The organism is Acinetobacter legionensis (genome assembly GCF_057165765.1).
The window spans coordinates 81,619-96,612 of record NZ_CM169896.1 but is presented as its reverse complement, the minus strand read 5'-3'; the positions used below and the strand labels follow the sequence as shown (position 1 = coordinate 96,612).

13 protein-coding genes and 3 tRNA genes are annotated in these 14,994 nt (G+C 37.8%); 6 read left to right on the top strand and 10 right to left on the bottom strand.

The annotated features are described in order from the left end of the window. Positions 1 to 231 precede the first annotated feature (231 nt). Positions 232 to 999, top strand: a complete 768-nt coding sequence (locus AC2G3J_RS00465; RefSeq protein WP_336953789.1) for a putative porin — start codon at positions 232 to 234, stop codon at positions 997 to 999. Positions 1,000 to 1,145: 146 nt separating this feature from the next. Here the strand turns inward: AC2G3J_RS00465 and AC2G3J_RS00460 are convergent, their stop codons facing one another. The 3 genes from AC2G3J_RS00460 to AC2G3J_RS00450 all read right to left on the bottom strand — a co-directional run bounded on the left by AC2G3J_RS00460 (position 1,146) and on the right by AC2G3J_RS00450 (position 4,554). Further along, on the bottom strand, positions 1,146 to 2,066 hold the full coding sequence (locus tag AC2G3J_RS00460) for a restriction endonuclease (RefSeq protein ID WP_336953790.1): 921 nt from the start codon (positions 2,064 to 2,066) through the stop codon (positions 1,146 to 1,148). A gap of 207 nt (positions 2,067 to 2,273) precedes the next feature. Then, positions 2,274 to 3,842, bottom strand: coding sequence for a glutamine-hydrolyzing GMP synthase (gene guaA, locus AC2G3J_RS00455; RefSeq protein WP_004823655.1), 1,569 nt, complete (start codon positions 3,840 to 3,842; stop codon positions 2,274 to 2,276). 295 nt (positions 3,843 to 4,137) lie between these two features. After that, complete coding sequence (locus AC2G3J_RS00450; protein WP_419328330.1) at positions 4,138 to 4,554, bottom strand: DoxX family protein; 417 nt, start codon at positions 4,552 to 4,554, stop codon at positions 4,138 to 4,140. A gap of 196 nt (positions 4,555 to 4,750) precedes the next feature. On the opposite strand from AC2G3J_RS00450, the gene AC2G3J_RS00445 reads away from it, so the two are divergent. Next, a complete protein-coding gene (locus AC2G3J_RS00445; protein WP_333670074.1) occupies positions 4,751 to 5,398 on the top strand; it encodes a DedA family protein in 648 nt (215 codons plus the stop codon). Between the two features lie 68 nt (positions 5,399 to 5,466). Here AC2G3J_RS00445 and AC2G3J_RS00440 read toward each other — a convergent pair whose 3' ends face one another. The 4 genes from AC2G3J_RS00440 to AC2G3J_RS00425 form a co-directional block, all read right to left on the bottom strand. Beyond that, on the bottom strand, positions 5,467 to 5,880 hold the full coding sequence (locus AC2G3J_RS00440) for a hypothetical protein (RefSeq protein ID WP_336953793.1): 414 nt from the start codon (positions 5,878 to 5,880) through the stop codon (positions 5,467 to 5,469). A gap of 13 nt (positions 5,881 to 5,893) precedes the next feature. Next, positions 5,894 to 6,730, bottom strand: coding sequence for a ParA family protein (locus tag AC2G3J_RS00435; protein WP_336953794.1), 837 nt, complete (start codon positions 6,728 to 6,730; stop codon positions 5,894 to 5,896). Positions 6,731 to 6,815: 85 nt separating this feature from the next. After that, positions 6,816 to 7,208 carry a SirB2 family protein gene (locus tag AC2G3J_RS00430; RefSeq protein ID WP_336953795.1) on the bottom strand — a complete coding sequence of 131 codons (393 nt, stop codon included), beginning with the start codon at positions 7,206 to 7,208 and terminating at the stop codon, positions 6,816 to 6,818. Positions 7,209 to 7,226: 18 nt separating this feature from the next. Continuing rightward, positions 7,227 to 7,535, bottom strand: coding sequence for a BolA family protein (locus tag AC2G3J_RS00425; protein ID WP_336953796.1), 309 nt, complete (start codon positions 7,533 to 7,535; stop codon positions 7,227 to 7,229). A 217-nt stretch (positions 7,536 to 7,752) separates the two neighbouring features. On the opposite strand from AC2G3J_RS00425, the gene AC2G3J_RS00420 reads away from it, so the two are divergent. The 3 genes from AC2G3J_RS00420 (at position 7,753) to AC2G3J_RS00410 (ending at position 8,068) form a co-directional block, all read left to right on the top strand. Continuing rightward, positions 7,753 to 7,825: transfer RNA gene (locus AC2G3J_RS00420), tRNA-Gly, on the top strand. A gap of 46 nt (positions 7,826 to 7,871) precedes the next feature. Then, positions 7,872 to 7,947, top strand: a tRNA-Gly gene (locus AC2G3J_RS00415). 45 nt (positions 7,948 to 7,992) lie between these two features. Further along, positions 7,993 to 8,068 (top strand) — tRNA-Gly (locus tag AC2G3J_RS00410). A gap of 182 nt (positions 8,069 to 8,250) precedes the next feature. On the opposite strand, the gene AC2G3J_RS00405 is transcribed toward AC2G3J_RS00410, so the two are convergent. Genes AC2G3J_RS00405 through AC2G3J_RS00395 form a run of 3 tightly spaced genes read right to left on the bottom strand, consistent with a single transcriptional unit; the run spans position 8,251 to position 13,195 of the window. Then, on the bottom strand, positions 8,251 to 9,507 hold the full coding sequence (locus AC2G3J_RS00405; RefSeq protein WP_483770524.1) for an HlyD family type I secretion periplasmic adaptor subunit: 1,257 nt from the start codon (positions 9,505 to 9,507) through the stop codon (positions 8,251 to 8,253). Then, positions 9,504 to 11,639, bottom strand: coding sequence for a type I secretion system permease/ATPase (locus AC2G3J_RS00400; protein WP_483770523.1), 2,136 nt, complete (start codon positions 11,637 to 11,639; stop codon positions 9,504 to 9,506). The genes AC2G3J_RS00405 and AC2G3J_RS00400 overlap by 4 nt, the downstream gene beginning before the upstream one ends. Continuing rightward, the gene (locus AC2G3J_RS00395) at positions 11,636 to 13,195 is read right to left on the bottom strand and encodes a TolC family protein (protein WP_483770522.1); all 1,560 of its coding nucleotides are present in this window, start codon (positions 13,193 to 13,195) and stop codon (positions 11,636 to 11,638) included. The genes AC2G3J_RS00400 and AC2G3J_RS00395 overlap by 4 nt, the downstream gene beginning before the upstream one ends. 415 nt (positions 13,196 to 13,610) lie before the next feature. Here AC2G3J_RS00395 and AC2G3J_RS00390 point away from each other — a divergent pair, with 415 nt between their 5' ends. Then, entirely contained in the window at positions 13,611 to 14,981 is a 1,371-nt protein-coding gene (locus tag AC2G3J_RS00390; RefSeq protein ID WP_483770521.1) for a phosphohexomutase domain-containing protein, read from the top strand. Positions 14,982 to 14,994: the final 13 nt, after the last annotated feature.

The following is a 14,994-nucleotide window of genomic DNA, read 5'->3' as shown; positions in this document are numbered from 1 at the left end:
CAAGCCTTACTCAAAGCGTACCAATATCCACACTATCTACACAATTTTAATAAAACAAAACATAAGTTTTATACATTTATTTTCAATAAGTTAAATAAATTTTGTTACACAAACTCACCAATATTACATTTCAGTTACTATAGCGTGATTGACGATTTTTATATTTGCCCTAGACTCGAAATTGTAACCAAACATGTATAAATCAATCAATTCTTCATAGGGGCGAATTCCATGAAAAAATTAGCAATCGCATCTGCAATCTTTTCCGTAGCCGCTTTAACTGGCACTGCACATGCTTACCAAGCCGAAGTTGGTGGTTCATATACATATAATGATCCAGATAATTTTGATGCAACTCATAGCTTTGGTGTAGATGGTACTTATTATTTTAAACCAGTACAAACTCGTAATTCACCGCTTAATGAGGCTGCATTCTTAGATCGCGCAAGTAATGTAAAAGCCAATGTAAATTATGCTAAAAATGATGGTGTAAAAGACAGCCAATACGGTGCAGGTCTTGAATACTACGTACCTAACTCAGACTTCTATGTAAGTGGTCGTGTAGGTCGTGATGAACTTGAAGTTGATAACACCAACATCGACAATAAAGTAACAACTTATGGCGCTGAAGTGGGTTATTTACCAGCTCCTGGTTTATTACTTGCACTTGGTGTGACAGGTTATGATGTTAAAGATGGTGATGACGGCGCAGACCCAACTGTACGTGCTAAATATGTAACTAAAGTAGGTCAATATGACGCTAACTTTGAAGCTTTTGGTGCATTCGGTGACTTGGATGAGTACAAAGTACGTGGTGACTTGTATTTAGATAAGACCTTAAGTGTAGGTGCTGACTACTACAACAATGATTTAACTGATCGTGATGAATGGGGTATTTCTGCGAAGAAATTCTTTAATCAAAATGTTAGCTTAGAAGGTCGAGTAGGTTTTGGTGATGACTACAACACTTACGGCGTTCGTGCTGGATACCGTTTCTAAGTTTAAATCTATTTAGCAATCGCTCTTTTGGAGCAACAAAAGCCAGTCAATTGACTGGCTTTTTTATAGGTGTATAAATCATTAATTCAATACGTTTTAGTAAATTTGTAGTAAATGTCAGAATATTAAAATTCTTTTAAACACTTCTAAAAATTGTCTTCATCAAACCGATCTTGATCTATCTTATAAATATTAAAGCTTCTTTCAACCTGAACTCCTAAACCAAATTCAATCATTAAAGAAGTCAATTTATCTCCATCAATTAAAACAATTCCCGATTTTTTTGCAGATTCAACAGCCTCTTTACTAAAATTTGAGGTTGTAATGAATACCCCTTTTTTAGCAACTTGATCTGCTAAAGCGCCTTTAAATTGTTGAATATCCGGTCTTCCAACAGTATTTTCCCAACGCTTGGCTTGAATATAAATTTTATCTAGACCTAAACGGTCTTCACTAATAATTCCATCAATCCCACCATCACTTGTTTTACCAATAGCTTGGGCCGCATCTTGATGCGAGCCGCCATAGCCCATAGCAACCAATAAATCGACAACTAATATTTCAAAAAATTGAGGTGAGTTACTTTTAATTAAATTAAGTAGATCTATCTTTAAATCATTTTTTAATAAATTAGATTGTTGAGTGATTATTTCTGGCGGAGTCAGCTCATCTGAGCTTAAATTTATTTCCAGAATATCCTCTTTCTTTTGCTCTTTTTCAACTTTGGGATTTATTTTTCTAAACTCATTAAATGAATCAAATTGAGAGAGATACTTTCGATCCAGCTTTTTGAGATTTTTGAGATTTATATTTCTACCAAGATCAGATAACTTAAAATGTGCTTTTTGAGGATATTCAATAAACTCAGCTTTTTTTAAATAGGTTTTCGCCCACTGTAACCGATAAAAAATAACATTTCGACCATCTTCCATCGTTTCATTTATTTCTTCGTCAGAACAATTTAATTCAAGAATCAGGGCTTCATACGCCTCTTTTAAACTATAAGTCACATCATTTGACTGCATAATTTTAAGTAGTGGCAACATCAAATCATAGTGGGTATACATAATTACTCTAATAGGTCTTTCATTTTTCAATTATATAAAAAAAAGAGCACCTAAGTGCTCTTTTTAAAAGTAATTTATCAAATTCTACCAAGAATAAAGCCCTTGGCGTAATTCAGGCAAGAAGCTTCGCTTCTTGAAATCCTGCTGCCGCGAGCATAGCTCTTGGCGTAAAATCAGCAAAATGCGTTGCATTTTGAAACCCTGATTTTACTCCCATTCAATTGTTGCTGGTGGTTTAGAAGAAACGTCATACACCACACGAGAAACATCTTTAATTTCATTCATGATACGTGTCGAGATTTTATCAACCAACTCATATGGAAGATGCGCAAAACGAGCTGTCATAAAGTCAACAGTTTCCACGGCACGAAGTGCAATGACCCATGCATAACGACGGCCATCACCTACAACACCTACCGATTTCACAGGTTGGAATACTGCAAATGCTTGAGCAGTTTTGTCATACCAACCACTTGCACGAAGCTCTTGCATAAAGATGTCATCAGCAAGACGAAGAATATCAGCATATTCTTTTTTCACTTCACCCAAGATACGCACGCCCAAACCTGGACCAGGGAATGGATGACGATAAAGCATTTCATGTGGTAAACCTAAAGTTGTACCTAAACGACGTACTTCATCTTTAAATAGGTCACGAATTGGCTCAACCAATTCAAATGCTAAATCTTCAGGTAAACCACCCACATTATGATGTGACTTAATCACATGCGCTTTACCATTTTTAGTTGCCGCAGATTCAATCACGTCAGGGTAAATCGTACCTTGCGCAAGGAAGTTTACGCCATCAAGCTTACGCGCTTCTTCAGCAAAAACTTCGATGAATTCACGACCAATAATTTTACGTTTTTTCTCAGGATCAACTTCACCAGCAAGTGCAGATAAGAAACGCTCTTCTGCATCCGCACGAATCACACGGATCCCCATGTTTTTCGCAAACATGTCCATCACTTGCTCGCCTTCATTTAAACGAAGTAAGCCATTGTCTACGAATACACAGGTCAGTTGATCACCGATTGCTTTATGCAACAATGCTGCAACCACAGATGAGTCAACACCACCTGAAAGACCTAAAAGAACTTTTTGATCACCAATTTGTTCACGTAATTGTTCAACACGTAAATCAATAATGTTTTCAGAATTCCAAAGATTACGGCAACCACAAATGCTGTGAACGAAGTTAGACAGTAATTCTGCGCCTTTGGCAGTATGTGTCACTTCTGGGTGGAATTGCACCCCGTAGAAACGGCGCGTTTCATCACTCACTGCAGCAAATGGGCAGCTTGGTGTGCTTGCAGTCACTTTAAAGCCTGCTGGAATCGCAGAAACTTTGTCACCGTGGCTCATCCAAACATTGAGTTTGTCATCACCATCATTTAAATCACCAAGCAATTGATCACGTACTAAAACGTCAACCGCAGCATAACCAAATTCATGTACTGTACCTGGCTCTACTTTACCGCCAAGTTGTTCTGACATGGTTTGCAGACCATAGCAGATCCCCAATACAGGTACACCCAAGTTGAACACAACTTCTGGCGCACGTGGACTACCTTCCTCATGCACACTTTCAGGACCACCAGACAAGATGATACCGTTCGGATTAAACGCGCGAATGTCTTCTTCAGACATATCAAAAGCATACATTTCAGAATATACACCAGCTTCACGTACACGGCGTGCAATAAGCTGGCTATATTGAGAACCGAAATCCAAGATAAGGATACGATCTTCAGTAATTTGAGTATTGGTAGTCATGAGTCAACAACTATGCAGGCAAACGAATATAAGCGCCATATTCTATCATTTTTATAAGCCGTACGCACTCCATTCAATCAAGTTACTTTGCTTTCTAAAAAATCATTTTAAATAATCAGCTTATAGATTCATTTTGGCTTTAATGATGCCAATCAGTTCACTGGGAGTCATTGTTAAAAATGAATTGAATATTTTTAAATAGCATACACCAAGTGAACCATTTGAATGACGCTAAATAAACACACACAAAAGCCAGATAGAGATCTGACTTTTCAAAACTGTATTTATGTTTAAATTATTTTTCTATTACATGATCGACACTCAATTTCCCTGCACCATGCAACATCAAGAAAAACAAACCGCCTGCCATTGCAAAGTTTTTCATAAAATTAATTGCATCTGCTTCACCACCATGAAATAACAACGCAGTAATCAAACTAAATATACCTAAACCAAATGCTGCAAAACGTGCCTGAAAACCAAATAGCAATGCCAAACCACCACCAAACTCAACCAGAATGGTCAAAGGTAACATGGCACCTGGTACACCCATTGATTCCATATAACCGACAGTTGCGCTGTAAGCCGTGATTTTGCCCCAGCCTGCAACAATAAAAATATATGCCATAAGAATACGCGCAATCAATGCAATGATCGCATTCGCGGTGGGTTGATTCACAATATTTTTAACAACGATATTTGGATTAAACATGCTGTGACCTAATTTGTATTTCGTTCTGAAGATGTATACATATTAATCACTAAACATTTCAAGTTAAATACTTAAAAACTAAACTCATCGTTGCAAATTAAGAACAATAATAAGTTTTAAAAAATTACTTTTTAATACTGACTTTCATAACTCACACTGCTAGGATTTGTGCACCAATTCGCATAGTTTCTTCCTTATGGATCTGATTGACTTTATTTTGCACGTAGATGAACACCTATTTGAATTTATTAGAAATTATGGTATCTGGGTGTATGGAATTTTATTCCTGATTATTTTTGTTGAAACAGGTCTCGTGGTAATGCCATTCCTGCCTGGGGATAGCTTACTTTTTGCTGCCGGCGCTTTAGCTGCTTCGACGGGTGCAATGGATCCTATGGTTTTAATTCTTCTGCTATTTATTGCGGCAGTTCTTGGTGATACCCTCAATTATCATATTGGGAAATATGTTGGACCTCGTGTTTTTGAAATTGATTCTAAATTTATCAACAAACAACACTTGTTGAAAACATCACAATTTTTTGAAAAACATGGTGGAAAAACCATTATTTTTGCCCGCTTTATCCCTTTTGCCCGTACTTTTGCACCCTTTGTCGCGGGTGCAGGAAGCATGAATTATAAGTATTTCCTAACTTATAATGCAGTCGGTGCAATTTGCTGGGTTGGCTCGTTTATTACTTTGGGTTATTTATTCGGTAATATGCCGATTGTGAAAGATAATTTTACCCATTTGGTTTTCGGTATCATTATTTTGAGTGTCTTGCCTGGTATTATTGGCTATATACGTCATAAATTTTTTAATAAAAATAAAATGCCCAACAATTAATAAACACTATGTTAAAAGTGATAAAAAGCCGATTTCTAAAATCGGCTTTTTATATAACATCAAAACAGTTATTTTTTGACATCCTGACGCTTAGGGACATAAGGACAATTTTTAAATTGAGCTGCCTGTGAAAGGGCATCTTGTTCACCATACAATCGGGAAAGCTCAGTATTTTTGGTATTTGAAGATTGCCCTAAATTTACAGAAATACTTGGACCAATGCCCCAACCCCAGCCACCGCTGCCCCAACCACCACCGACGCCTAATCCAACACCCACGCCTGTACGTTTCGCAGGTTGTACACCATTATTAATGTATTGTTGGATACGGTTAAATTCTGTATTCAATTGCATACAGTTCATTGCCTGATATTGCGTAGGCGATACATATGTAGGTTTAACCGTCGTCGTACAAGCAGATACGACCATTGTCGTTAAAGCAACGACTGATAATTTAACAGAAGTCATTTTCAATGATTTCATCACGATCTCGAAATTATTTTTTATCAATCTCATTGAACAATGATTGATAGGCTTGAGTCAATTTATGATCTGTAGCCAAATGAATTAATGGTAGATTTTTATGATGCGATTCTTTCATTAATACTGAAGGTGGCAACATATTTTCTAAAACAGGTAAACCTTCATCTTTAAGCTGTTGTACCACTTCACGTGGCAATTTAGCCTGAGCTTGATATTGATTGACCACAATCCCTTCAATTTCAAGTCGATCATTATGGTCATCTTGAGTTTCGATAACATTTTCAATGAGGGTCTGTAATGCACGTTTTGAAAATACATCACAATCAAACGGAATCAGGACACGTTCCGCTGAGATCAGTGCTGATAAGGTAAAAAAGTTAAATGCTGGCGGTGTATCAATATAAATACGATCATATTGGCTGGTTAAAGTCTGAATCGCATCACGTAACTTATAAATTTTATGCTTTGATTCTAAAGCATGCTCTAACTCACCTAAAGTGGGACTAGCGGGTAATACATCCAAATCTTTAAACGGTGAACGATGAATATATTGCTCGAAACCTTTATTTTTTGTTTTTAAAAGACTACCAATGGCATTACCAATCAATCCTTTTTGTTGATGATTCCCCAGCACATCATTAAAAAAATTTTCAATATTGGGTTCTAATGCGGTTTTTTCAGCCGAATAGGTGGCGTCATCACCCAAAAGATATTGGCTTGAATTTGCTTGAGGATCTAAATCAATTACCAGAGTTTTAAAACCCTGATATGCACTAATCGCAGCAAGATTCACTGTAATACTTGATTTTCCCACACCGCCTTTTTGGTTAAATACCACACGAGTTAGCATACAAGTTCCCTAAGCTATCATTATTTTTAAACTTGTATCTAGTTTAACCTAGACGCTATACAAGTGTGAAATTCATGTCTAACAATCAACTAAAAACTGGTTTAAGCACCACCAAAACTAAAGTTGCAAACAAAGCAATTCCGCCAATCACTAAACCCGCTCTGCGTTGTGTTAAAAGAACGGTATCATCCTTTTTATAGGCTTTTATTTGTGAGGAAAGGAAAACCATAAACAAAATAATTTTCGCATAGAACCAAGGCTGCACTTTAAACTCATTCATGATCAATAAAGTTAGCCCTGTAAATATAACCACCGTGAGGGAAAGATGTTGCAAGGCAACAAAAGCCACCCGCCCTTTAGGATTCGGCTGCTGGTTGTGTGTTCTAATAAATAATGTTGAAGCGCGTAAAACAAAAACCAGTATCAATAATGCAACACTGGTCATGTGAATGATTTTGATCAGCAAATGTATATCCATTTTAAATTACTCTGCACTTTATACTTTAGGTGCGTGAGCGCATTCTGGGCTTGCTGGTGCTTGACCTTGCCACTCACTTGGAAGATAAGCATGGATCGCTAAGGCATGAATTTTTCCAGGACTGAGTAAGTCTTTGGCTTCTGCGTACACTTTTTGGTGGCGTTGTACCAAACGTAACCCTGCAAATTGTTCACTGACAATGATCACCTTAAAATGCGACTCTTTTCCAGGAAAATACCCACCATGACCAGCAGACTCATTGATCACTTCTAAATGTGATGGCTCAAGTTGATTTAAACTTTCAATCAATTGTTGTTCTAAACTCATGCTGATTCCTTAGAGATCGATCAATGGATGAATGACATAGTATAGCGGATTCTTTGAGCATCGCTGAGTGTTCAACAAAGCTTTTGCTGTTCGATTTGATTTTTTTAAATTAAATTTTGATTTTTTTTCATAAAAATGTCTTTATTTTATGCAATTAGTGTTTTCCTTTGCAGAAAAATCTTGACCCTACCATCTGTTGATGTATTATACACCGCATGCGGGAATAGCTCAGTTGGTAGAGCATAACCTTGCCAAGGTTGGGGTCGGGAGTTCGAGTCTCCTTTCCCGCTCAAATTTTTTTATTCAGTTTTTTATTTAAAAAATTGGACAGACTCCGCGGGAATAGCTCAGTTGGTAGAGCATAACCTTGCCAAGGTTGGGGTCGGGAGTTCGAGTCTCCTTTCCCGCTCCAAAATTTTTTTATTCAGTTTTTTATTTAAAAAATTGGACAGACTCCGCGGGAATAGCTCAGTTGGTAGAGCATAACCTTGCCAAGGTTGGGGTCGGGAGTTCGAGTCTCCTTTCCCGCTCCAAATTTAAAAAGCCCTGATCGAAAGATTGGGGCTTTTTTTGCATTATTAATTTATAAATCATCAAAATACACTTACACACTTTATGCTGATTCATTCAATCAGTGTGTTGATCACAAAACGGTAAAAGCACAAAAAAACCAATCCGAAGATTGGTTTTTTAAAATAATCACCACATGATGCAATTATCTTTCTCTTAAAGCCTCTTTGGCTTTGTTAAATGGTTTCAACAAATATTCAATAATTGTTTTTTGACCAGTACGAATATCTACCGTTGCCACCATACCTGGCGTTATTGAAAAGGATTTACCCGCTTTATTGGTCAACTTATCTTTATCTGTACGAATATAGACTCGATAGTAAAACTGATCTTGTTTAACTTCATCACGGATGGTATCAGGAGAAATCACTGTCACTTTCCCTTCCAAGCCACCATAAATTGAATAATCATATGCTGTGATTTTTACCAATGCAGGTTGACCAGGGTGAATAAACGCAATATCTCGTGGCGAAATCCGCGCTTCAATTAATAACTGCTCATCAATCGGTACAATAGTCATCAATTTGCCATTTTGTGGAATAACCCCACCAATGGTTGTCACCGCAATTTCTTTAACCACACCACGTACTGGTGCTTTAAAAGTAGAGCGTGTCACTGAATCATTACGACCAGCAACAACTTGCTGTAATGACTGAATATCAGCGTTGGCTTTTGCCAATTCTTCACGTGACTTTACATAGTAGTCATTACGCTTATCATTGATTTGATTTTCAAAATTATTGATATCTCGTTTTAAGCGTAGCACTTCAACTTCAGAAGCAGCACCTTTTGCCACCAAAGGTTGTGTCATTTGCAATTCATTTTGAACCAAAGATAATGCGTGTTTTAAACCAGTAATTGATTCGTCTAAATTTGCACGACGCGAACTATACAGTGCACTTTCTTCTCTCACTAACGCAGGAACGGCCAAAACCTGTTTTGGAAACTTAATTGCGGTACCATTCACCTCAGCTTCTAAACGTGCTGCCGTAGCCAGTGTGGCAAGTAATTTCATTTGGCTTTCACCGACTTGGGACTCAAATCGAGTAGGGTCAATTTGCGCAAGCGTCTGCCCCTTTTGAATAATGTCTCCCTCTTTGACATCTAAGCTGGTCAACACACCACCATCTAAAGATTGAATCGTCTGTTCTTTTGATGACGGAACAACCTTACCCGTTCCTGTAGAAACTTCTTCCAATTTAAATGCACAAGCCCAAATTAAGAAAGCCAACAAGCCAATTGCAACGATCCAAATAATAAATGTGGATTTCGGTAAAGGCGGTTCTGAAAACTTTAATGCAGAGGGATTAGTTGGCCGTTGTAACACATTGGAGACATGATCAACTTGAGCAGGTTCAGCATCTTGAGCTGTGATATTTTGGTCATTTTTTTCTTGGCTCATGTTGAAGTCCCTCCTGCATTTGCCTGCTGGGCAGGATTCAAAATGGCATCACGTGGCCCATCTTTGATAATCTTACCTTCATGTACAACGATAATACGATCAACAAGTTGCAAAACCGCAGGACGATGCGTCGCAACCACTAAAGTCCGATGACCTAACCATTCTTTTAAATGCTGGATCAACACTTTTTCAGAAACATCATCAATCGAAGCAGTCGGTTCATCCAATAACACAATATTTGGATTTCGGAGCAATAATCGTGTGAGTAACAGTGCTTGTTTCTGTCCTCCAGAGAACCCCACACCACCCTCAAGAATAAGATGATCTAGGCCTTCCTTTTTTTGTTCCACGATTTCTAAAGCATTGGTGATTTTTAAGGCTTGGATAATTTCATCATTGCTTGCTAATGGTGCACCCAGAGTTAAATTTTCACGAATGGTACCAAAGAACAAATGCGCGTTTTGATTTAGTAATGCCATATCACGGCGAATATCATCGGGATCAAGTAAAGATTGATCGACACCATCCAAACTGATCTTGCCCTGTACTGGCAATTGCATTCCTGAAAGTAACTGTAATAAGCTAGATTTCCCTGCCCCATTACGTCCAAGAATTGCAACTTTTTCACCTGCCTGAATTTTTAACTGTGGAATGACTAAAGTTGGGCGTGGATCATCTTCAGTATATTTAAATATCACACCTTTAAAATCATAATCACCTGAGAGGACTTTACGCTGAATCAATTGTGCTCGATCAGGACGGTCTACTGGCTTTTGCATCAGCTCATCTAAACCATTTTTAGCCACTTTGGCTTGTTGCCAACGACCTAATACACCTGTGATTTGTGAAATTGGCGCAAGCATACGTGAAGATAAAATCGAACACGCCACCAATGCCCCAGTGGTCATATCCCCTTTCATCACCGCAAAACACCCCACTAAAACCACAATCGCATAGGTCAGTCCTTGAATTTTTTGTGTCCAAGCATTTAACCAACCCACGATTTTACGTTGACGCATACTGACATCTGCAGACACTTCATTCATGTGATTCCATTGATTTTGAAATCTGGCTTCAGCACGTAATAACTTGATGTCCTCAATACCTTGAACCGCCTCGACCAAAATTGCGTTGCGAATTGCAGATTCACGCATCCCTTCAGTGGCTAAATGAGCTAACTTTTTCTGCACCAAGAACCCAGGAATAATCATCAGTGGTACAACCAGTAACATCACCCAAAAGATGTTGCCGCCAATAATCCAGAAAATCGCTAAAAATAGGAAGAAAAATGGTAAATCTGCAATTGCACTGATTGTTGTTGAGGTCACCAACTCACGAACACCTTCGAGTTCACGAATCTGTGATATGAACGAACCCGTTGAGCGGGCACGATCTTTATTTCGAATACGTAGTGCATGACCAAAGACGCGGTCTGAAATCTTGAGATCTGCGCGTTTACCAATAATGTCTGATAAATAAACCCGTGCGATGCGCAACACAAACTCAAAAACAGCTGCAATCAACACCCCACCAGCGAGCACCCACAAGGTTGGAATAGATTGAGAAGGCACCACTCGGTCATAGACTTGCATAGAGAAAATAATGGTCGCCAATGCCAAAATATTGGCAATCATCGAAGCAACCATGATGTCTGTATAACGTTTCCAATCTTTTAAAACGATGTCCCAGAACCAGCTTTTTTTATAAGGTTTGATATATTCATCAACACGTGCATCGGGAATCGATGTTTCTGGTCGAAAAATATAAACACGACTGGCATTGGCTTGAAGTTCATGCAAGTTAAAAGTTTGTGAAAGGCCTTGATCACCACTTAACTGTAAGCTTGCATTACCCTCATTGTCGACTTTCTCGATAACCGCAACTTGACCATTGTTAAACTCTACAACAACCGGCAACCTCCATGGATTTAGTACATCCGTGGTGAAGTCTGCTTTGCGAACATTCAAACCCACTTGACGGGTAATAATGGACAACATGTCATCAATATTTGTGTATTTATTCCAATCCAGTTGCAGTCGAATTTGTTCTTCAGCAGGTTGCATCCGATAATGCTGAGCAACCGTAATGATCGCTTGTAACCAGGGTTGATAATTTAATGTTTTTGTATTCATGGTTGAACTTCAAACCCCTGAATTTGAATGTTATTTAAATGATAAGCATTTCTACTTTTACCGGTTACCTTGATATACAAAGCGATCGTGTCATAGATATCAAAGCGTGCCGCTTCCCTTTCTATTCTTGAACTTTGATAAGATTGCTCTGAACTTAATAAATCTAAGATTGAACGCTTACCTAATTTATATTGTTCTTCATATAGCTCACGAGTTTTTGCTGTTGAACGTTCCCGATCCAATAAAACCCAGATCTGCTTATCTGTGTTTTCAATGCTTTCTCGCGCAATTTGTGTTTGATCCATAATATCTAGGTAAGTTGCATTCAACTTTGCACGTGCCGCTTGTTCAGCAAAATTTGCAGCCTTAACTTGAGATCCCAGTGCACCACCTTGATAAAAATTACTGGACATCTGCACGCCGACAGAACCATCAGTATCATTTTCTAAACCAGTATTTGGATTTTGACCATTCAATGCTTTACTGACTGATCCCACCAATGAAATTGTGGGATAAGCACTCAATTGGGTTTGTTTTTTCTGACTCTGCGCAACATCAATCTCTGCTTTTGCTGCGATCATCGTGGGTATGGTATTCATTTCAGGGTCATCATAAAGACCGGATTGTTTTACAAACTCATCAGGAATATTAAAATCCATTTGACTCACATCAAAACCCAATAATGTGCGTAATTTTTGTTCTTGTTGTTTTAAAAAGTTTTGCTGAGTAATTAAGTAGGAACGTGCGTATTCAACATAACTTTGTGCTTGTACTGGATCGGCATTGCTACTGATTCCTGCGTCTGCTCTTAAGCGTGCAATCTCATGTAAACGACTGACCCCATTAAATTGATCTTGCGCTATTTTGATAATATTGCGATAGCGCAGTAAGGATAAAATATCTCGCGCTGTTTGGGTCGATATATCATCAATACTGATTAATACATTGGCTTGCTCAACTGCCAATTTATTTTGTTGCGTGGTGACACTGGATTTTACTTTGCCAAAGTCATAAAGCAATTGGTTGGCTTCAACTGAATACAATTGGCGACCTTTGTCATTGGATGTAAAATCACCCGTATTCATACCCGCTTTTAACTGTGGGTAATATTGTGCTTTTGCCACATCAATATTGGCATTTTGTCCTGCCAATGTTGAAATCGTTTGAGCGATATTGGGGTTTCTTTTTACTGCAATCTGAATCGCATCTTCAAGACTTAAGATTTTTGCTTGGCTTGAATACGCCTTGCTTGTTTGCGCTTGTTCTAAATATAAATTATTGAGTGATGCCTTTTGTCCAGTATATGGCTTTACTATAGGCAGTTGATTCTGATTGCCTATATGTGTATCAGGTTGATATTTAAAATCGGTCAAATCCTTGAGCTGTACGGTTCTAAATGACTGATCATCTTTAGGTTTTATAAAACCTGTCACACCTTCTTTGATATTTTTTAAGTAGCTTGTTTCTTGTGTATAACCATTGTTCTGCAATAGAACCAATAAACTGACAGCACTCAAACTTTTTAACAATATAGTGGGCTTTTTTGCTATTAACATTCGCGAATGGCACCTAGAAAAGCTTTTAATTATCGGTATTGAATTATTTTGAATTATTTCCCTACCTCATTTCTATTCTACACATTATAAAATCTAATCAAATGCTTATTTTTACTTTTTAAAGTTAATTTTCTTTAATAAAATATTTTAAATTCAAAGAGTAATGATGATAAAACGTGACTCTCATCACATGAATTATAAGATTCCACATAGATCATCTCAAAAGCTATAAATTGGCAATGTGCAAACATCACGGATGATCAAACATGATATTAAGAGTTCGGCCTGATGCAATAGACACTTATTTAATTTCACAATTCAACTAAATTTACATCTTCCAATATAATTTCTTATACACTTTAAGGTTAAAATGATGTTTCACTAACAGCCAACCTTACACAATATAAAGATGAACATGAATAAACTGACTTGTTTCAAAGCCTATGACATTCGAGGCAAACTGGGCACAGAGCTAAATGAAGAAATCGCTTATAAAGTAGGACGTGCTTATGGTCAAATCTATCAACCGAAAACTATTGTTATCGGTTGTGATATCCGTTTAACCAGTGAAGCATTAAAACAAGCAACGATTCGGGGCTTAAATGATGCTGGGGTAGATGTTCTTGATCTTGGGATGACGGGGACAGAAGAAGTTTACTTTGGTGCTTTTCATCTCGATGTTCAGGGTGGTATTGAAATCACAGCAAGCCATAACCCGATGGATTATAATGGCATGAAATTGGTTCGTGAAAATGCCCGACCAATCAGTGCAGATACAGGACTAAAAGATATCCAATCATTGGCTGAATCTGAACAATTCATTGAAGTCGAGAAAAAAGGCTCAGTCCAAAAATATAATATCCTGCCTGAATTTATTGAACACTTACTTACTTATATTGATCCGAGCAAAATTCGCCCGCTTAAACTAGTGATGAATGCAGGCAATGGCGCGGCGGGTCATGTCGTTGATGCAATCGAAGAAAAGTTCAAAGCGCTCAATATCCCAGTAGAGTTTATTAAAATCCATAATCATCCAGATGGTACTTTCCCAAATGGTATTCCCAATCCAATCTTGGTGGAAAATCGAGATAGCACTCGAAATGCGGTTTTAATACATCATGCGGATATGGGAATTGCGTGGGATGGTGACTTTGACCGTTGTTTCTTATTCGATGAAAAAGGTCAATTTATTGAAGGCTATTATATTGTTGGATTATTAGCCCAAGCTTTCTTGTTAAAAAAAACGGGAGAGAAAATCGTACACGATCCCCGCTTAGTCTGGAACACGCAGGATATTGTTAATCAATATCAAGGTATTACCATTCAATCAAAGTGTGGCCATGCATTTATTAAAGATGTGATGCGTGAACACAATGCGGCTTATGGGGGAGAAATGAGTGCACATCACTATTTCCGCGATTTTGCTTACTGTGATAGCGGGATGATCCCTTGGTTATTGGCAGTTTTAGTGGTATCAGAAAAGCAACAATCTTTATCAAGCCTAGTCGAAGGGATGATTGAACGTTTTCCGTGTAGTGGTGAAATCAACTTTAAAGTCGAAGATACGCAAAAAACCATTCAAAAAATCTTCGATCATTTTGCTGATTTAAACCCTGCAATTGATCAAACAGATGGTGTTAGCCTTGATTTTGGAGCTTGGCGTTTAAATGTCCGTGCATCCAATACTGAGCCATTATTACGTTTAAATATTGAAAGCCGTGCAGATAAAAATCCAAAACCAATACAAGACTATGTGGATGAGTTAACTCAATTGATTCAGGGTTAGTTTTAAATCGCGA

Excerpts from the sequence above, each read along its gene's own strand:
- AC2G3J_RS00405 (WP_483770524.1), bottom strand. The coding sequence starts at position 9,507 with ATGAGCCAAGAAAAAAATGACCAAAATATCACAGCTCAAGATGCTGAA.
- AC2G3J_RS00425 (WP_336953796.1), bottom strand. The coding sequence starts at position 7,535 with ATGAGTTTAGAACAACAATTGATTGAAAGTTTAAATCAACTTGAGCCA.
- AC2G3J_RS00390 (WP_483770521.1), top strand. The coding sequence starts at position 13,611 with ATGAATAAACTGACTTGTTTCAAAGCCTATGACATTCGAGGCAAACTG.
- AC2G3J_RS00400 (WP_483770523.1), bottom strand. The coding sequence starts at position 11,639 with ATGAATACAAAAACATTAAATTATCAACCCTGGTTACAAGCGATCATT.
- AC2G3J_RS00460 (WP_336953790.1), bottom strand. The coding sequence starts at position 2,066 with ATGTATACCCACTATGATTTGATGTTGCCACTACTTAAAATTATGCAG.
- AC2G3J_RS00465 (WP_336953789.1), top strand. The coding sequence starts at position 232 with ATGAAAAAATTAGCAATCGCATCTGCAATCTTTTCCGTAGCCGCTTTA.
- AC2G3J_RS00450 (WP_419328330.1), bottom strand. The coding sequence starts at position 4,554 with ATGTTTAATCCAAATATCGTTGTTAAAAATATTGTGAATCAACCCACC.
- AC2G3J_RS00445 (WP_333670074.1), top strand. The coding sequence starts at position 4,751 with ATGGATCTGATTGACTTTATTTTGCACGTAGATGAACACCTATTTGAA.
- guaA (WP_004823655.1), bottom strand. The coding sequence starts at position 3,842 with ATGACTACCAATACTCAAATTACTGAAGATCGTATCCTTATCTTGGAT.
- AC2G3J_RS00430 (WP_336953795.1), bottom strand. The coding sequence starts at position 7,208 with ATGGATATACATTTGCTGATCAAAATCATTCACATGACCAGTGTTGCA.
- AC2G3J_RS00395 (WP_483770522.1), bottom strand. The coding sequence starts at position 13,195 with ATGTTAATAGCAAAAAAGCCCACTATATTGTTAAAAAGTTTGAGTGCT.
- AC2G3J_RS00435 (WP_336953794.1), bottom strand. The coding sequence starts at position 6,730 with ATGCTAACTCGTGTGGTATTTAACCAAAAAGGCGGTGTGGGAAAATCA.
- AC2G3J_RS00440 (WP_336953793.1), bottom strand. The coding sequence starts at position 5,880 with ATGAAATCATTGAAAATGACTTCTGTTAAATTATCAGTCGTTGCTTTA.